The sequence below is a fragment of the Streptomyces sp. NPDC001157 genome (genome assembly GCF_053598255.1).
This window is the reverse complement of the sequence record NZ_JBSFJW010000048.1, coordinates 20,503-36,416: the sequence shown is the minus strand read 5'-3', so window position 1 is coordinate 36,416 and position 15,914 is coordinate 20,503. Positions and strand designations below refer to the sequence as shown.

Sequence of the window (15,914 nt, the reverse complement as noted above, 5' to 3'; positions counted from 1 at the left end):
GTCCCTGTCTCCGGGCCGCCGGGCGACGGGCCGGTGTCGTGGTGCGCCGAGAACGACGCCGACGGGGGCCGGCGCACGGGAAACTCCCGGTTCGCTCCACGCTACTCCGCCCCGGTGCGTCGACAGGCGGGCCGACCGACGGATTCTCAAGGGTCGTCATGGGTTCCCACCCGGGGAGAGTCCGCATAGGCTTGCACGATTCCGCCGCGCACAGGATTTCGTACGGAACGCACGACGTTCGGCAGCCCGTCGGCTGCCCGTGCCCCATGACCCCGGGCAAGGACCGATTCCCAGCCCCTGCAGAGCAGTCGGCTCTCGTTGTCCGCCCGGTCGGCTCCTGTGCTCGCCTCGCCCTGCTTCCCCTCGTCGCGTGACCGGTGCGGTGATCTTCCGCTCGCCGTGGCACGGTCCGATGTGGGGCACACGGCTCCCGAAAGCGCACCGAGACCGGGGGGAATCGGCCGCGCGGGGAGCCTCGGGCGGCCGTCGTCGGGGATCGGACGCCCGACGGCGGCCGTCGGAAGGCGTGTGCGCGGAATGCTCCCGATGACTTCACGCTCCCCCCGAAGAGGCCGGACGGACGTCGCCTCACTTACGTCGGCGGTCCTCCCCGGGGGAGCGGCTGGTCTCCAACCAGGACCGCGCCGGTTCCGCCGCCCGCGTCGTGTCCACGGCGAGCTCACGCCGCGTTCCTCCTCCAGTGCCCGCAGGGAAGCTGCCCTGTTCGGTGGCCGCGAAGCAATGGCGGAGAACCTCCGCAACGCGACGGGCGACCTCGGGGGAGGCGGCGACGATGCGTACCTCGGCGCGTCCGTCCGGGGGTGTTTCCGTGGGCCACCAGGCGCCGCTCACCGGGCCGGGCGGAAAGGCAGGTGGGCACAGGATGAGCCTCGCCGGACAGCGGGGTGTACGGGAGGGGTCTCACCCGGGGCGAGTGCACATAGGGCTACCGTGTTCGGCCGCCCGTGGGATCCCGCGGGAACGCATACCGTTTGGCGGCCTGACGCTGCCCGGGCCCCATGACCCCGGGCAAGGACCGATTCGCAGCCCCTGCGGAGCCGGGTGACCGGCGGCGGCCGCCGGAAGCCGCGGTGCCGGGCACGCCCCGGCGCGCGGCGGTACATCGCACCCACCGCCGGTCCCGTGGCCCCTTGGCCAGGCGCGCAGCAGCCGTCCGGTGATCTCCCGGTACTCCCGCAGCGCGAACCGTGGTTGCGTGGACTGTGTCTCGGGGTCCAGGTCCGCCCAGCCCGCGCGCAGGGCCCGCCGCCGCTCCGCGAGGGCGTTCATCAACTGGGCGGCGGCTTCGTCGAACGCGCCCTCGGCCTCCTCCAGTGCCTCGCGCGGGCTGTCCGCAAAGGTGTTGGCGGCATGTCCGAGGCGGCGCACGATCTCCTCCCGTCCGTCCGAGAGGAGCAGCGGCTCCGGGCCCGTGGCACGGCGTCCGACGGGGCTCGAGGGCCGGTCCGCGGGCTGCTGGGCGCGTGTCTGGTCGTACATCGTCGTGTGTACCGCTTCCATGGGGATGGGTGTCACCGTGCGAAGGCGCCGTTCGCCTCCTGGACGGGCTGCCGCAGGCTTCCGGAGACCCGGTCGGCCCTGTCCTTCCTGGCCCTGCGCCGTGCTGCCGGTCAACGTCCGGCGACGGTGGGTGTCAACGCGCCGCCGGCCCGGAGGTACCTGCCGGAGGGCGCTGACCAGCGGTGTCCGGGCGTTCCCCCGCACGAGGAGTACGGTGGGCAGAACGAGGGTGTGTCGTGCCGATCCGACAGGTCGTCTCCAGCACACCACCCGCCCCATGGGCAGCCCGTGACCCCGGCCGCACCTCCGTCAGAGCGGCCTCATCGAGGGCAGGAGCCCCGTCCCATGTCACTCAGTCCCACCACGTCTGTCACGTCTGTCCCGGCACCTCCGCCGGACACCGTCCTGCCGCCGCAGACCTACGACGGCACCTCCCCCTTCCCGCCGGACGGCCCGTTGCCCGCGCGCGACGGCGGGGAGCGGCTGTACGTGGCCGTGACCGCGGTGATCGTCGTCCTTCCGTTCGTGGCCCTCGGCCTGGCCGGCTGGCTGCTGTGGGGCAGCCTGATCCACCCCGCCGACATCGTGCTCGCCGCCGTCCTCTACACGATCACGGGCCTCGGCGTCACGGTCGGCTTCCACCGCGGACTCACCCACGGCGGCTACCGTGCCGTCCGTCCCGTGCGGATCGCGCTCGCGGTGGCCGGTTCGATGAGCTTCCAGGGCGACGTCATCGGCTGGGTCGCCACCCACCGCCGCCACCACGCCTTCACCGACCGGCCCGGCGACCCGCACTCGCCGTACCGCTACGGCACGCATCTGCGCGGCCAGTTGCGCGGGCTGCTGCACGCTCATGTCGGGTGGCTGTTCCGCAACGACCGTACGCCGCCGGAGCGTTACGCCCCCGACCTGCTGGCCGACCGCGACATCCGGGCCGTCGCCCGCGCCTTCCCGCTGCTGTGTGTCCTCACGCTCGCGCTGCCGTTCGGGCTGGGCTGGGCGATCGGCGGCAGCTGGCTGTACGGCGTGACCGCCCTGCTGTGGGCGGGACTTGTCCGTATCGCCCTGCTCCACCACGTCACCTGGAGCGTCAACTCCCTCTGCCACCTGATCGGTGAGCGTCCCTTCCGCACCCGGCGCCACGACCGGGCCACCAACCTGTGGCCGCTCGCCCTGCTCTCCTTCGGCGAGAGCTGGCACAACCTCCACCACGCCGACCCCACCAGCGCCCGGCACGGCGTCGACCGCGGTCAGCTCGACCCGTCCGCCGCCGTCATCCGCCTCCTCGAACGCCTCGGCTGGGTGCACGACGTGCGCTGGCCGACGCCGGAGCGGATCGCGGCCCGTCGCGCCTGACGTCAACCACCCACTCGCGCACGGCCAGTCGACAGGAGCTCAGCCCATGACCACCGCACTGCAACCCCCGCTTCCCTCCCACCCTGTCCTGCGCCTGCGCCTGGCACCCCACGGCGACCTGCCCCGGGCCATCGACGGGGCGTGGTGGCCGCGCTCCTACGACCTCCTCCTCGAACTCCCGCGCCTGCTCGCCGGGTTGCCACGGGAGTGGGGCCATGTCACCAGCGTCACCGTCAACGGGGCGGCCTGGCCCGTGACGGCCGGCCGGATGTTCGTGTCCAACCAGGTCGTACGACTGCACAGGACCCTGGCCGCGTCCGCCCCGCCCACCGTCGTCCTGCTCGCCCCCGGCCGGGGGCGCTGGGACCTGCTGGTCGTGCCCCCGGACACGACCGCAGAGGCCGCGGAACCGCTCATGGCGGCCGCTGTGGCCGACATCGAGGGAGGTTCGTCATGGGTACCGGACCCGGTTCCCCGCGGGTGACCCCGCTCCCGCCGGACGCCGTCCACCGGGCCGTGAAGCCCGGTACGGCCGTCGTCCGGCTGGAGACGACGGATGACCGGCGGGGCGTTCTCGACGGGGCGTGGTGGCCGCGCTCCCGTGACATCGCGGCCGAACTCCCCGCCCTGGTCACGGCGTTGACCGAGCTGCTGGGTCCCGTCACACGGGTCGGCCTGGACGCCACCGCGTGGGACCCGCTGCCGACGCGGCTGGTCGTCGGTGACCGTGTGGTCCGCATCGACTCCTTCCCGGTCGGCGACGACACCGTTCTGGTCACCCGGGGCGAGGCGGACCACTTCTCCCTCCTCGTGGTCCCGCCGCACGCGACGCCCGAGGCGGCACGCGCCGCGATGGCCGAAGTGGTACGCGCCGACAACGTCACCCAGGCCGCACAGATCCTCATCGACACCGGGACGTGAGAGAGGTCAGCCGCCGCGGTCCACGGAACGGTCCGGTGCCGGTGGCGGGATGTCCGCGGTGTCGAAGCCGCCCGAGATGATCTGCGTGGCGAACTCCGACAGACGCAGGTGACGGGCGCGGGCGTACGACCGGAACGCGGCGAAGGCGTCGTCGACGGAGGTGTTCCAGCGTTCCGCCAGCACGCCCTTGACCTGTTCGATCAGGATGCGGCTGCTCAGCGCGGTCTCCAGCTGGCTGTTCTCGACGTGTGACTGCTCCAGCGTGCGCTGCTGCAGGATCGCGATGGTGGCCACGTCGGCGAGGGCGCGGGCGAGCACGATGTCGTCGTCGCCGAGGCGTTGCGGTGTGGTCTGGAAGAGGTTGAGCGCGCCGACGATCCTGCTGCGCAGGCGCAGCGGGATGGCGTGGGTGGCCACGTACCCGGTCTCGCGGGCGCGGGCCGCGAAGCGCGGCCAGGGCACGGTCGTCTCCGGGCGCGTCAGGTCGATGTTGGTGCGGGCGTTGCCGGTGCGGTAGCACTCCACGCACGGGCCCTGGTCCTGCTGGAGCGCGAACAGCTCCAGCAGCCGGGTGTGTTCGTCCGAGGCGGCGATGATCTGCAGTTCGCCGTGCGCGTCGGCTAGGAGGATGCCGGCGGCCGACACGTCGAGCAGCTCGACGCAGCGTGTGGACAGCCGTTGCAGCAGGTCGATGACGTCGAAGTCGTCGACGAGGGAGTCGGCGACCTCCACGAAGATCTCGGCCAGACGTCGTTCGCGGGCCATGCCGATCATCCCTTTCCTCCGTCGGGCGAATTCGGCCCGCTTCCATCGTCGTCGAAATCGTCGGTGAAGTCGTCGGTGAAGTCGTCGGTGGGGTCGTTGCGGAAACGGAGCCTGCGGGCGACCACGTCCTCGGCCACCTCCCCGAGGGGGCGTTCGCTGCCGTAGGCGTGGGCCCGCAGGCGCAGGAGCGCTTCCTGCATGGACACACCGAGCTGGACGCTGATCATTCCCGTGGCCTGGTGCACGGCCGGGCGGTGCAGCACCGACGGTGGCTCCGGAACCCCGAGCGGCGAACCGTCCCCGCCCCGGCGCAGGTCCCCGCCCAGGAACGCGCCGGTCAGCGCGGCCGCCAGGGCGCCGGCGTCCGCGTACTGCTGCTCGCCCATCCGCCGGTCCTCGTCACACAGCACGGTCAGTACGCCGACCCGGATGGCGCCGATGCCGAGCGGGAAACAGCAGACACCGTGGACCCCCAGCTCCGCCGCGGCGGACAGCAGCGCGGGCCAGCGCTCGGGGCGGACGCGGTCCAGGTCCGGCTCCAGGACGGGTGAGCCGGTGCGGATCGCGTCCGGTGCCGGGCCCTCGCCGAGCGTGAACTGGAGCTCCTCGAACCGCGCGCTCAGCTCGGGGTGACACCACAGTGGCTCCGGCGTCCGCTCGGCGCCGACGAGCAGTGTCAGCGCGACGCCCTCGGCGCCGAGGACCCGCGCCCAGGCCGCCGCCGGATCACCGGGCGCGTCGAGGTGCAGTCGACGCAGCACGTCGGCCATGCCGTCGCTGATCACGGTGCCGGATTCCGGCACGGGCCGGGCTCCGTGTCGCGCGGTACCACGCGTCCGCCGCCGCACCTCATGTGGGCCGGTCCGGTGCCGTGCGGCCGGCGGGTATGCCCCGCCAGGCGTCCCGGGGGCTGGCGTACCGGGGGAAACGGGCCAGCAGGCCACAGGCCCGGAACAGGAGGGTCGTGCCCGGTCGGATGTGGACGACGCGCACCCATCCGCCCCGTCGGCGGCAGTCGTGCCACGCCGCGCACAGCGGATCCAGGACGCTGCCGTCCATGAAGGTCACGCCGCGCAGGTCGACTATGAGGAAGGGTGGCCCGCCGTCGCACCGGGCGGCCTCCAGGTCGTGCGCGAAGGCCGGCGCGGTCGTCACGTCCAGCTCACCGCCGGCCCGGACCACATGGCACTCGTCGAACAGATCGGGATACGGGCTCATTCGCGCCCATCTCCTCTGTCGGTGGAGTGGCTTTCGCCTTGCGCAGGGCCTCTGTTGCGCGGAACGGTGCTGCACGGAGAGGGCCGGGGTCACGGGCGGCCGTGCACCCAGCGTACTGCCGCGCACACGCACGGCGGGGCGGCGGCCGGGCCCGGTTTTCCGCACCCTCTCGTCACCCCGCCCGTGCGGCTCCGCCGGCACGTTGGCTGAACCGGAAAAGTCTGGGCGGGCCCAGTCCCCAGGGGAACGCTGCTGAAACCCGCCTTGTACACCGAGTCCCCTGCCCGGCCGAGCGCACACCTCCGCGGAGCGGTTCACTCGTGTCTTTCTGCGATCAGGAATCAGGGCGGTGCCGACCGTTCCCTTCCTGGTGCTGGTGCCCTGACCACGTCCGCCACGAGCTGGTCATCGCGAACGGCGGCCCGCCCCCTGTCACGGCGTCGGCAGACGCAGGGCGAGGAGGGCCACGTCGTCGGTGCTGCCGGGCGGCATCCGGGCCAGTAGTTCGTCGCACAGCGTGTCCAGCGGTGCGGTGGCGAGCGCGAGGGCGTGGCGGCGCAGCCGGCCCAGGCCGGTGTCCAGGTCACTGCCGGGGATCTCGATCAGCCCGTCGGTGTAGAGGAGGAGGGTGGCGGCCGGCGGCAGGGGCAGGGTGGCGTCGGGCCTGCCCGTGCCCGTGGCCGGGGGAGCGCCGAGGACGAGTCCCTGTCCGGCTTCGAGGTAATGCGCCTGTCCGCCGGGGGCCAGGAGAAGAGGCGGCGGATGCCCTGCACTGGTCCACCGCAGTGTCCAGGGGCCGGTGTCCGGGTGGCCTTCGACCCGGGCGAGGACGAGGGTGGCCATGGAGACGGTGGTGATGGCGGGCATGGCGTCGTCGAGGCGGTCGACGATCGCGCCCGGCGGTTCGGTGTGGTCCCAGGCCAGGGACCGCAGGATGCCGTGCAGTTGGGCCATCCCGGCTGCCGCGGTCAGATCGTGGCCCACGACGTCCCCGATGACCAGCGCGAGCGCGCCGTCCTTCAGCTCGAAAGCGTCGTACCAGTCGCCGCCGACCTGGGAGCCGACCGGAGCGGGCTGGTAGCGGGCGGCCAGCCGCAGGCGGCCCGGCTGGGGCAGCGGGGCGAGCAGGTTGCGCTGCATGGCCTCGGCGACGGCGCGCTGACGGCCGTACCGGCGGGCGTTGTCGACGACCAGGCCCACCCGGCGGCCGATGTCGCTCACCACGTCCAGGTCGTCGGTGTCGAAGGGGTGCGCCGGATCGGTGCGCACCAGCGTCAGCGCGCCGGTGATCTGCCGTCTGGAGCCCAGCGGCACGGTGATGACCGACGTCGCGTGCACCGTGCGCAGGAAATCGCTGTGGAGGGCTGCCAGGGGGGAGCCGGAGGGGGCCGCAGCCTCCGCCTCCGCCGCCTCCTCCTCCTGCTGCTGCAGAGCGGGAGAACTGCCGTTCAGCACCTGGACAAGAGGCGAGTGGTCACCCTCCGCGGCCTCGGGAAGGTGCTCACGCCCGCCCTCCAGTCCGGCGTCCCGGCCCGCGGGACCGGTCACCGTCACCCGGTGGACCTGCCCGGAACCGGCCCGTAGGTCCACCGCCGCCCAGTCGGCGAGGCGCGGAACCAGCAGACGGCCCAGCCGGGCGAGGGCCTCGTCGGTCTCCAGGGTCTGGCCCAGTATGTCGGTGATCTCCGCGACCAGCGTCAGCCGCTCGTTGAGATCCTCCAGGGCACTCGTATAGGCCGCACGTTCCCGACGCGCGCCGTGGTCGACCGTGACGTCGGTGAAGAGCACGGCCATGCCCGTGAAGGAGCCGTCGTCCGCCAGGGGAGAAGCGGACCAGGAGATCGTGACCAGGCGACCGTCACCGCGCAGACAGCTGTCGCCCTCCCCGCGCGCGGCGACCCTCTCGGCCAGCGCCTGGAGCAGCGGGCACAGCTCCCTCAGGAGGGTGCTGCCGTCCGCATCCCGGTGCAGCAGCTCGTGCGCGTCCATCCCGCGCATCGCGCGGGCGGTCCGGCCCAGCAGCCGTTCGGCGGCCGGGTTGGCGACGAGGATCCGTCCGGCCGGATCCACCACCATCAGGGCGTTGCCCAGCTGCTCGACGACCTGCCGCCAGAAACCCTGCTCGATCGCCCTTTCACCTCCCGCACCCTCCACCGTGCCGCCCTCCTGTCATGGCGGCCGTCAGCGGACAGGACGCCGTCTGGCGCGCCGGGACAGCCGGACCGCGAAGAAGGCCATGTCGGCGACGAAGAGCACGATGGCGATGGCCAGGAGATAGCCCAGGCCGTTCGCTGCCGCACCGATGATTCCCAGCACGACGGCCACGAGGACGAGCAGAAGGAACAGCGCCATCGATCCGATCACCTCCTCCGGGCCGCGCCTGCGGGGTCAGCGGCGCGCGAGCTGACGTTCGCCCCCTGCTCCCGGCCGGTACGTCATGTCGTAGTGCCGGAAGATCTCTTCCTCCTGCTCGGCCGGCAGCACGTCGTCCGTTCCGATCGACGGGGCCTTCCGTACCTGCCCCCGGTCGTAGGAGACCTTGACATAGCCGGGGCCGAGGACGGCATCGTGGACGGGGACGAAGACCAGGCGGTGACGGGTGGGCAGTCCGGTCCGGACGGTGGCCATGGCCGGTTCGTCGGTGGCCGTGTCCACATAGACCGCTTCGAGTACGCCGATCCTGCGCTGTTTCGGGTCGACCACGGCATGGTCGCGCCACTCACGGATGTCGGCTGCACGGATCATGCCCTGCTCCCTGTCTGCGCGCTCCGCCGGTGGTACGACGGCCTCGGCTGACCCACATGTCATCGTATGACCGAAACAACCCTGCCGTCATCGGATGATGCTTCTGCGGGCACTACGGCGTCCGAGGCCCAGCTGCGCACCGGGTCGTTCCTCCGCCGACCGAACGGTCCATTGAGCCTGTCCGAGGAGTACGCTGAAATCACCGAGGATATTTCGCGCACCGGCTTCCATGCTTGTGACGTTTTCGGCGATCGAATATGCCGGGCCGGTTGCGACCGGCCCGGGGCAGGGTTCGCGTCATGACTGCGACCATTTCCCTCCCGCCGACAGCCGAAGCGGAAGACCGTTCCTCCTCGTCCTCCGTCCGTCTGTCCCTGGCTCCCGTCGGTCCCGCACCGGCTCTGCTGGACGGCGCCTGGTGGCCCCGCTCCCGCGATCTGGTGGCGGAACTCCCCTCCCTGACCGACGTGCTGGATCCGCTGTGGGGGCGGATCACCCGGGTCACGGTGAATCCCACCCACTGGCCGGTCGTCCCGCGCAAGGTGCCGGTCGCCGGGCATGTGGTGAAGGTGGGCTGGTTCCTGGCCGAGCAGGACCCGCATGAACTGCTGTTGCTCTCCTACCGCACGGGCCGCTGGAACCTCCTCGTGGTCCCGCCGCAGACGACTCCCGTCTCGGCCGCCTGGTTGATGGCCGCCGCGAGCGACCCACTGGGCACGTCGACCGCGAGCCGGCTGATGGAGGAGGCGGCGCGCCTGCGGACGGTGTCCGAGACCGACCGGGCCGTCGAGGCGGTCTGGGTCTCCGAAGGAGGACATGCGGCCCGCGATCCGGTCGCACGTCCACGGATCCCGGCCGTGACCGCTGCGCTGCCGTATCGGCCGATGGGGAGGTGAGGGCCGTGGAGACGTTCGTGACGGTGCTCGTGATCCTCGCGATGATCGCTCTCGGGGTGTTCCTCATCCATCTGCTCGACGCACAGCACGGCGACCGCATCGCCGCCTTCCACTACGGCCGCTCCGGAACGCCTGTCGCGGGACCGGCCGCGTCGGCTCCGCGGAAGGCCCGCGGCGGGGTGGGGACGGGTAGCGCCGGCCGCCGCCGCGACCATCGCGACGGCGGACGCGGGCGGCTCCGGCCCCGGCGCCGCACCCGTGACGGAGCCGGGTGAGCCCGTCTCCGGCAGGCACTCCCCGCCCGTCACCGAACGGGCGAACCGAACCAACTGATGCGCACAGCCCGCAGCCCGGGACCCCGGCGGCCGCACCGCTCCTGACAGGCCGGGGTCTTTCCGTGTCCTGCTTCCCTCCGAGCCGACCAGGCTTCCGACAGCGCCATCCGCGCCCCGGACGGTAACCCTTCAGGACACGATGCCCGCCGGGTGCGGACCTTCCGTCCGATCGCCAGGCACATCTCCGAACGGCCGATCCACCACCGCCCTCCCCGACTCGGGCCGCCGGACCGGCCGTTCACTCCTCACCACGTACATCCCCGCATCGGCGGTACGCCGCGACGGGCACCCCGAACCGAGGAGCCATGCCCCTACCCCAGCTGAAAGTCCACCGGCACGACCGCAGCCACCGCACCCCGATCACCCTCGCAGGAGAGATCGACACGGCCACCGCCCCGCTCCTACGCACCGCAGTGGCCGCATGCGTGCTTGACGGCGTCCGCTACGTCGACGTCGATCTCACGGCGGCCACCTTCTGCGACGCCGGCGGACTCAACGCCTTCCTCGCGGCACACCGGACGGCCACCGATGCCGGAACAGCCCTCCGACTGCACTGTCCGCCGCCGGTCATGGCCCGCATCATCGAGATCACCGGCTCCGGTTTCCTGCTCCACGAGCCGTTCGCCGTTCGACCATCACCCGGTCGGGTTCCCGCTGCCGCGGGCGGTGCGCCGTGACGGCCCCGCTCCGCCGCGAGCCGCCATGGAGCGAGGGATCGACTCCCGCCCACGCGGTACGTCTGCGCCGACTGAACCGCTGGCAGGCCGAGACCCTGCGGGAGGACCTCGCCGATCTGTACGTGGAGTCCTCCCGGGCGCAGGCAGGCCAGGAGTACCGGGGGCGGGAAGCGTTTCTGCGGCGGCTCACCGGCGACATCCGGCGGGCCGGATTCGCCCTGCTGATCGCCGAGGACACGGCCTTCGCCGGGTGCGCGTACGGATTCCCCGTACCGCGCGAGGGAACATGGTGGAGGGGGTTCGACGGGCCCCTGCCGCAGAGCGTGGAACAGCTCACCGTGTCCGGACACGTCTTCGCGATCACCGAGATCGTGGTGCATCCCCATACGGACGACCAGGGCCTCGCCCGCCGACTCCAGCAACGTCTGCTCTCCGACCACCACGCCTCGCTCGGGGCGACCCTGGTCGACCAAGCCGACGCCCTGGCCTGCGACACCTTCCTGTCGTGGGGATGGCAGGACATCGGAGCGGTCCGTCGACCGTCGGATCCCACGGTCCTCCGGTCGCCGGCCCCTGTGCTGCTGCGGGCCCTGGTCCTTCCCCTCGGGCAGCGCAGTGCTGCCCACCCGGACGGCCTCGCCCACGAGAACCGCACCCAACGGCCGGACTGACAACCGACGAGCGGCCCGCCGCGCGTACAACTCATCGCCGACCAGCGTTGGTTGAGGATCACGCCTGCCTGCACTCGAACGACCGAGCCCCCAGCCGCAGGACACGGCTGCACCGCTGTCGACCGCGCTTCGCCGACAGGCTGGGCGCATGATTGCCTTCCACGAGGTCGGCCGGGTGACGGCCGCGAGGCACATCATGCGCTTCACTCGGGCGCCCCTCAATACACCCTCCTGTCGCTGCGGGTGCGGGCGCGGGTGCTGCACCGGGAGGCCCGAAGGGCCCTTCCCGGGTGGAAGGGCCCTTCGGTGGTCTTACTCGGTGCGCAGCCCGTCCGGCCGCATCAGCCGCAGCAGGCTGAGCACGGTCACCAGCAGGACGACGGCGGTGGCGATGCCGGTCATCGACAGTACGTTCGCCCAGTTCCGCCCGTTGCTTGGCCGCAGCCTCTCCGCGCGGGCCAGCCGCCCCACACCCTGAAGACGGAACGTCCGGGCTTCGGCGAGCGCCCAGGACAGGCTCAGCTGGAGGGCGTCAGGGATGGCGGGCGGATGCGCCGCGGGGAAGGAATCCAGGTGAACGCTCGTCATCTGCCGCTTCAGCTCCCGCAACTGAGAGATGGCGGCATCGCGCTCCGCCTCCTGCTGAGCCCGCTCCGCCTGACGGCGCGCCCGGTTCAGTTGCGCGGCTGAGGGGGCGACCGTACGAGATCGTGTCGTACGCCGCGTGCTGGTGCGCCGTCGATTGCCGCCGAGAGAACTCGACGCGTAGAAGGGGCCGAGCCCGGTCGACATCCTGGCGCCGCCACTGCCCACGCTGAGCCTCGCCGCACGTGGCCCGATCGAGGTGCGCACTCCACGAATGGAGACCCGCACACTCATCCCGGGCACAAGGTCGGCTCGGCGGGTCCTCGGCAACGGGACACGGGAAAGTGGGCGGGATACATCAATCCGGTACATGGACTACTCTTGGTACATGTCCATGAAGCGCACGAACGTCTACGCGGACCCCGAGGACCTGGCGATCATCAAGGAGGCCGCCAAGCGCCGAGGTATAAGCGAGGCCGAGATCATCCGCCAGGGCATCCACCTTGCAGCCATGGCGAACAGGGTCTGGGACGAGCCGCTGTTCTCACGCACCTTCGAGGGGCCGGGGCGCACGCTGCCCAAGTCGGAGGTCCGTGACACGGTCGCCGATGCCGTCCGGCGTGAGACTGGCTCGGATTCCGGATCCGCCGCGTGATCATTGTCATCGCCGATACGTCCGGCCTTCTGGCGGCGCTGGACTCGGCTCATCCGGAACACCGGGCGGCGAACGAGGCGATCATGGCGGCGGGCCTGTTGGTCATGTCCCCGCTCCTGCTGGCCGAACTGGATCACGTGGCGACGCGTGAGCTCGGCAGGGAGGCCGCCCTCAGCGCGGTCGACGACCTACGGCGCTGGATGGGCCGGGGTCGTGTCGTCCTGCCGGAGATCACGGAGGACCACCTGGGCGCCGCCCAGTCCGTCCGTGTCCGTTACCGTGCGCTGGACCTCGACCTCGCCGACGCGGTGAACGTGGTGCTTGCCGCCGACTACGACACGGACGCGATTCTCACCCTCGACCGACGGGACTTCCGGGCCGTACGCCCGTTGGGCCGCCACAAGGCGTTCCGGGTGCTGCCCGACGACCTCCCGCTCTGACACAGGCTCCTGGGGAGTCAAGTGCCTGCTCCTGCCAGGGACTTGTGCGCCGCCCACGACGAAGCACGTGCAGGACGGGTGCCCGCCATCGCCCAGGGGCGGTGAGCTGAGGGCTCGCCTCCACGCGGCAACGGCTCCCCAATGAAACAAACCCCAGGCCGCTGACCTGGGGTTTCATCACAGAGCGGGTGACGAGAATCGAACTCGCGCTCTCAGCTTGGGAAGCTGAGGTCATCTGGAGGTCATTCAGACCTCTGGCCTGCCGAAACGGCTTGATCGCCACCCTTCGGTGCGCTGCTCCTTGCCCGTGATTCCCCGCTGTTCCCCGCCCGTTCTGGCACGCATGTGGCACGTGCTTACTGGGTCGGTGGCTGGCCCTGAACTGGTTGAGGGTGAAGTCGAACAGCGCTGTGCGCCCCTACTCAACGGCGACCCCTCGGTGTTCAGTTGGGCCTTCGACCGCGGGTCGGCTGGCAGCGCGGCCCCGCTCAAGGACGTAGCGCGTTCTCCATCGCTGTGCGTCCGTGGACCGTGATGGTGAGGTCGTGACGCGCATGGGGCGTTCATCTGCCTGGCCATCGGCAACGAGACCAACTCCGTTTCTGCGAGGTTGAGTTACGAGACCAGCTGTCAGTCCCTCCCTCTAGGCTGGGGACTCATTGGTTGGCCGGAGCAGGCATGAGGAGATGCAACTTTGACAGTCGTCCCTCCCACCCACCTGGTGGACCGGGCTGGAGTGTCTCGGGCCGCATACTTGGTCACCACCCAATTGGGCTGGATCTTCCGTGAGCAAGAGACCAGTGATATCGGAATTGATGCCCACATTGAGGTGGTCGACGGGGCTGGCCTCCCTAGCGGCGCCCCTGGACGAGGAACTGGCCGACTGTTGGCTGTACAGATCAAGTCTGGCGCCAGTCAATTCACAAAGGCGACAGATCTCGGGTGGTGGTTCTATTGCGACGCGAACCATGTCGAGTATTGGATGAATCACTCACTTCCAGTCACACTCATGCTGTTCGAGCCGGAATCTGAGGAAATTTACTGGCAGCACGTTAACGACGAGACAGTCATTGTCGCAGGGCGGGGTCATAAAGTACTTGTCCCTCTGAGGAATAAGCTGAATGAATCCTGCAGAGATGATCTCGGCGTTCCGGCCCGGCGTCAGACCGGTGGCGGGATGATAACGGAGAAACCTGCGCGAGTCACATCTGTGCGACAAGCGGACTATGAGCTGGCGGGTGCCATCGATCTGCTGGTTTCAGCTATGGGTAAGACGGTAGAAGAGGCGACGCCGAGAGACTTCCGCTTCGCCTTTGCTTCTCAGTTGCGCGCACTGCATCGCCGTGCTGGAGCGCCCGATCTCGATATCGTATCGATGAAGACCGGTTATGAGGTCGCGAAGCTCTCTTCCTATCTCAAGGGAGTTACTCACCCAAGTAGAGTTCGGGTTGTCGCAATCGTTGAAGCGTTCATTGAATGCGCATGCGAAAAAGAAATCAAGATCCCAGGTTACCTGACGGACGTGCGCGCATGGGAGAGAATGTGGCGTGTTGCGGACAAGCCGGGGATGCAGAAGATACTAAAGAACAAAGCGCAAAAGGGTACTCATCTGTCCCAGCGATCCTAAAATCCCTCCCGTCTAGCAGAGCGAAGACTGCCTAAGTCGCGTCATCGCATACCGCCTGCTCCTATCTCGTCCGCTGTCGACCCACACACCGTGGAGCGGGCGTGGTTCATGGCGTCCAGGTGGAGCGCGCCACTGTACGAACGACCTGGACGTCATGGGCCGCGTCTGCTCGGCTCTGCCTGGGTCGACGGCGGACGGGATAGGAGCTCCCTACGCTCGCCACGATGTGCCCGCGGGCGGCAACGCTGCCCCTTCCCATCCGGTGCCGGCCGGTCCCCCGCCGGAGGCATCATCTGTGACGGCGGGCCGCAGAAGCCGGGATGCTCGACTCATGACCTCTGGGCCCATCCACAATGGGTGGGCGTCGGCGCAGCCGGGTGCTTGACGCGAGCCCCGGAGAGATCCGGGGCTTCGTCGTGTCGGAGGTGCGTCGGACTCCCGGGACGCTACGGGCCCCGCTCCGCAGGAACTGCCGGCAGACCCGCGGCTCCGGTCAAGGTAGCGGGCTCTAGGAGTCCCGCCACTACAGCCTGGATGATGACGTCGTTGGCTATCCGCTCGCTTCCCACCCCGGCGATGTAGAGCCGGACAGGCACGACCAGCATGAGAGCCCACCAAGGGGAGTAGAGCCAGCTGAGCGTGGCTGCGAGACCTACGAGGGAGTAGGCGACGTTCTTGCGGAATTCTGCCTCTCCCACCGCTCGGTCGTACTCGTTGAACAAGTCGTAGTTGGCGATCAGGAGTTTGATGCGAAGCTGCCTGGTCTCGCCAAGAACGTCCCGTGCTACAAGGTTGACCAGACCACGTTCGCCCTGCTCACGCCGAGGATCTCTGACCTCTCCTGGCTTTGGGGCCGGCACTCGCCCTTGCTCCCGCAGGAAACGGACCAGGTCATCGAACGCGAGCCTCGACACCCGGGGCGTGAGGGCCATCTGAATGTTCCTGAGCCTCGCCGACTTTCGTGCTTCCTGCACATTCACAGTGGCGACTCGGACCATCAACATCGCGCCGATGAGGTACGCGGCGAAAGCGGCGGACGCCAGCAATGCGGCAGATCCCATCAATCCGCCGAGACGATACAGCGACGCCCACACACCATGTGCTTGCTCTCGTGTCGGAACCCGATGCTCGACGATCAGCCAGAGCGTTAAGAGCCAAATACACCCCGCCGACAGCGGCGCCCGGACGTCACGAAGGCCGGGCAGTAGGTTCGCCAGCATCTTTCCTCCTTGATCCGACGTGCTGGCCGCATGGGACAGCAGCACCCTGGCGAAGCCCTGCGTAGCCGAGCCTGAGATGCCTGCTGACAGCGGTGGTTGCGTCAATGAGAGTGTGGCCAGCGTGAAGGCTAAAAACGGGCCGCGTGGCCACATGCCCGGTACCTTCACTTGAACGCGGTCAGACGGAGAGCCTTGGCCGCCTGCCCAGAGACGGGACAAGGAGACGGCAAACGGCCGTTGACCTGGCAGAAGGACCGTCAAGATCATTACGCCGTCATTACT

Annotated in this window: 19 protein-coding genes, 1 tRNA gene and 1 pseudogene; 10 read left to right on the top strand and 11 right to left on the bottom strand. The window is 69.9% G+C overall.

Going from position 1 to position 15,914, the window contains the following annotated elements; all coding sequences use genetic code 11:
• Positions 1-588 precede the first annotated feature (588 nt).
• Together ACWDAG_RS43190 and ACWDAG_RS43185 are read right to left on the bottom strand one after the other, a co-directional pair.
• Positions 589-852 (bottom strand): hypothetical protein, encoded by a 264-nt coding sequence (locus tag ACWDAG_RS43190; RefSeq protein ID WP_450701046.1) that lies wholly within the window; start codon positions 850-852, stop codon positions 589-591.
• A gap of 309 nt (positions 853-1,161) precedes the next feature.
• Positions 1,162-1,500 (bottom strand): annotated as a pseudogene (locus ACWDAG_RS43185) (hypothetical protein); the annotation flags it as partial.
• 366 nt (positions 1,501-1,866) lie between these two features.
• Between ACWDAG_RS43185 and ACWDAG_RS43180 the strand changes: the two are divergent.
• From ACWDAG_RS43180 to ACWDAG_RS43170, 3 genes are read left to right on the top strand one after another with little or no spacing between them, the layout of a single operon-like run.
• On the top strand, positions 1,867-2,877 hold the full coding sequence (locus tag ACWDAG_RS43180; protein ID WP_450701045.1) for an acyl-CoA desaturase: 1,011 nt from the start codon (positions 1,867-1,869) through the stop codon (positions 2,875-2,877).
• 46 nt (positions 2,878-2,923) lie between these two features.
• A complete protein-coding gene (locus tag ACWDAG_RS43175) occupies positions 2,924-3,361 on the top strand; it encodes a DUF5994 family protein (RefSeq protein WP_450701044.1) in 438 nt (145 codons plus the stop codon).
• On the top strand, positions 3,331-3,798 hold the full coding sequence (locus tag ACWDAG_RS43170) for a DUF5994 family protein (RefSeq protein WP_450701043.1): 468 nt from the start codon (positions 3,331-3,333) through the stop codon (positions 3,796-3,798). The genes ACWDAG_RS43175 and ACWDAG_RS43170 overlap by 31 nt, the downstream gene beginning before the upstream one ends.
• A 6-nt stretch (positions 3,799-3,804) precedes the next feature.
• Here the strand turns inward: ACWDAG_RS43170 and ACWDAG_RS43165 are convergent, their stop codons facing one another.
• The 6 genes from ACWDAG_RS43165 to ACWDAG_RS43140 form a co-directional block, all read right to left on the bottom strand.
• Complete coding sequence (locus ACWDAG_RS43165) at positions 3,805-4,572, bottom strand: GAF domain-containing protein (RefSeq protein WP_450701042.1); 768 nt, start codon at positions 4,570-4,572, stop codon at positions 3,805-3,807.
• A complete protein-coding gene (locus ACWDAG_RS43160) occupies positions 4,569-5,366 on the bottom strand; it encodes a GAF and ANTAR domain-containing protein (RefSeq protein WP_450701041.1) in 798 nt (265 codons plus the stop codon). Before ACWDAG_RS43160 ends, ACWDAG_RS43165 begins: the two co-directional genes overlap by 4 nt.
• A gap of 46 nt (positions 5,367-5,412) precedes the next feature.
• Positions 5,413-5,781 (bottom strand): STAS domain-containing protein, encoded by a 369-nt coding sequence (locus ACWDAG_RS43155; RefSeq protein WP_450701040.1) that lies wholly within the window; start codon positions 5,779-5,781, stop codon positions 5,413-5,415.
• Positions 5,782-6,213: 432 nt separating this feature from the next.
• Positions 6,214-7,935 (bottom strand): SpoIIE family protein phosphatase, encoded by a 1,722-nt coding sequence (locus ACWDAG_RS43150; RefSeq protein ID WP_450701039.1) that lies wholly within the window; start codon positions 7,933-7,935, stop codon positions 6,214-6,216.
• A 27-nt stretch (positions 7,936-7,962) separates the two neighbouring features.
• Positions 7,963-8,133 carry a hypothetical protein gene (locus ACWDAG_RS43145; RefSeq protein WP_450701038.1) on the bottom strand — a complete coding sequence of 57 codons (171 nt, stop codon included), beginning with the start codon at positions 8,131-8,133 and terminating at the stop codon, positions 7,963-7,965.
• 36 nt (positions 8,134-8,169) lie between these two features.
• Positions 8,170-8,526 (bottom strand): PRC-barrel domain-containing protein, encoded by a 357-nt coding sequence (locus ACWDAG_RS43140; protein ID WP_389072315.1) that lies wholly within the window; start codon positions 8,524-8,526, stop codon positions 8,170-8,172.
• A 299-nt stretch (positions 8,527-8,825) separates the two neighbouring features.
• Between ACWDAG_RS43140 and ACWDAG_RS43135 the strand changes: the two genes are divergently transcribed.
• The 4 genes from ACWDAG_RS43135 to ACWDAG_RS43120 all read left to right on the top strand — a co-directional run bounded on the left by ACWDAG_RS43135 (position 8,826) and on the right by ACWDAG_RS43120 (position 11,105).
• Positions 8,826-9,422: a DUF5994 family protein gene (locus ACWDAG_RS43135; protein ID WP_450701037.1), complete on the top strand. Its 597-nt coding sequence runs from the start codon at positions 8,826-8,828 to the stop codon at positions 9,420-9,422.
• Positions 9,423-9,427: 5 nt separating this feature from the next.
• Positions 9,428-9,697, top strand: coding sequence for a hypothetical protein (locus ACWDAG_RS43130; RefSeq protein ID WP_351472795.1), 270 nt, complete (start codon positions 9,428-9,430; stop codon positions 9,695-9,697).
• 365 nt (positions 9,698-10,062) lie between these two features.
• Complete coding sequence (locus tag ACWDAG_RS43125) at positions 10,063-10,434, top strand: STAS domain-containing protein (RefSeq protein ID WP_450701036.1); 372 nt, start codon at positions 10,063-10,065, stop codon at positions 10,432-10,434.
• Positions 10,431-11,105 carry a hypothetical protein gene (locus tag ACWDAG_RS43120; protein WP_450701035.1) on the top strand — a complete coding sequence of 225 codons (675 nt, stop codon included), beginning with the start codon at positions 10,431-10,433 and terminating at the stop codon, positions 11,103-11,105. Before ACWDAG_RS43125 ends, ACWDAG_RS43120 begins: the two co-directional genes overlap by 4 nt.
• A 312-nt stretch (positions 11,106-11,417) precedes the next feature.
• Here ACWDAG_RS43120 and ACWDAG_RS43115 read toward each other — a convergent pair whose 3' ends face one another.
• Positions 11,418-11,897, bottom strand: coding sequence for a hypothetical protein (locus tag ACWDAG_RS43115; RefSeq protein WP_450701034.1), 480 nt, complete (start codon positions 11,895-11,897; stop codon positions 11,418-11,420).
• Positions 11,898-12,078: 181 nt separating this feature from the next.
• On the opposite strand from ACWDAG_RS43115, the gene ACWDAG_RS43110 reads away from it, so the two are divergent.
• Together ACWDAG_RS43110 and ACWDAG_RS43105 are read left to right on the top strand one after the other, a co-directional pair.
• Positions 12,079-12,345: a ribbon-helix-helix domain-containing protein gene (locus ACWDAG_RS43110; RefSeq protein ID WP_450701033.1), complete on the top strand. Its 267-nt coding sequence runs from the start codon at positions 12,079-12,081 to the stop codon at positions 12,343-12,345.
• Positions 12,342-12,785 (top strand): PIN domain-containing protein, encoded by a 444-nt coding sequence (locus tag ACWDAG_RS43105; RefSeq protein WP_450701032.1) that lies wholly within the window; start codon positions 12,342-12,344, stop codon positions 12,783-12,785. The genes ACWDAG_RS43110 and ACWDAG_RS43105 overlap by 4 nt, the downstream gene beginning before the upstream one ends.
• 186 nt (positions 12,786-12,971) lie before the next feature.
• Here ACWDAG_RS43105 and ACWDAG_RS43100 read toward each other — a convergent pair.
• A tRNA-Gly gene (locus ACWDAG_RS43100) sits at positions 12,972-13,072 on the bottom strand.
• A 434-nt stretch (positions 13,073-13,506) separates the two neighbouring features.
• Here ACWDAG_RS43100 and ACWDAG_RS43095 point away from each other — a divergent pair.
• Positions 13,507-14,412 (top strand): DUF4365 domain-containing protein, encoded by a 906-nt coding sequence (locus tag ACWDAG_RS43095; RefSeq protein ID WP_450701067.1) that lies wholly within the window; start codon positions 13,507-13,509, stop codon positions 14,410-14,412.
• 446 nt (positions 14,413-14,858) lie between these two features.
• Here the strand turns inward: ACWDAG_RS43095 and ACWDAG_RS43090 are convergent, their stop codons facing one another.
• The gene (locus ACWDAG_RS43090; protein WP_450701031.1) at positions 14,859-15,632 is read right to left on the bottom strand and encodes a hypothetical protein; all 774 of its coding nucleotides are present in this window, start codon (positions 15,630-15,632) and stop codon (positions 14,859-14,861) included.
• Positions 15,633-15,914: the final 282 nt, after the last annotated feature.

Bases quoted from the DNA above. Each gene is read 5' to 3' on its own strand.
- ACWDAG_RS43180 (WP_450701045.1), top strand. From the start codon at position 1,867: ATGTCACTCAGTCCCACCACGTCTGTCACGTCTGTCCCGGCACCTCCG.
- ACWDAG_RS43175 (WP_450701044.1), top strand. From the start codon at position 2,924: ATGACCACCGCACTGCAACCCCCGCTTCCCTCCCACCCTGTCCTGCGC.
- ACWDAG_RS43170 (WP_450701043.1), top strand. From the start codon at position 3,331: ATGGGTACCGGACCCGGTTCCCCGCGGGTGACCCCGCTCCCGCCGGAC.
- ACWDAG_RS43165 (WP_450701042.1), bottom strand. From the start codon at position 4,572: ATGATCGGCATGGCCCGCGAACGACGTCTGGCCGAGATCTTCGTGGAG.
- ACWDAG_RS43155 (WP_450701040.1), bottom strand. From the start codon at position 5,781: ATGAGCCCGTATCCCGATCTGTTCGACGAGTGCCATGTGGTCCGGGCC.
- ACWDAG_RS43145 (WP_450701038.1), bottom strand. From the start codon at position 8,133: ATGGCGCTGTTCCTTCTGCTCGTCCTCGTGGCCGTCGTGCTGGGAATC.
- ACWDAG_RS43140 (WP_389072315.1), bottom strand. From the start codon at position 8,526: ATGATCCGTGCAGCCGACATCCGTGAGTGGCGCGACCATGCCGTGGTC.
- ACWDAG_RS43135 (WP_450701037.1), top strand. From the start codon at position 8,826: ATGACTGCGACCATTTCCCTCCCGCCGACAGCCGAAGCGGAAGACCGT.
- ACWDAG_RS43125 (WP_450701036.1), top strand. From the start codon at position 10,063: ATGCCCCTACCCCAGCTGAAAGTCCACCGGCACGACCGCAGCCACCGC.
- ACWDAG_RS43115 (WP_450701034.1), bottom strand. From the start codon at position 11,897: ATGTCGACCGGGCTCGGCCCCTTCTACGCGTCGAGTTCTCTCGGCGGC.
- ACWDAG_RS43110 (WP_450701033.1), top strand. From the start codon at position 12,079: ATGTCCATGAAGCGCACGAACGTCTACGCGGACCCCGAGGACCTGGCG.
- ACWDAG_RS43090 (WP_450701031.1), bottom strand. From the start codon at position 15,632: ATGCTGGCGAACCTACTGCCCGGCCTTCGTGACGTCCGGGCGCCGCTG.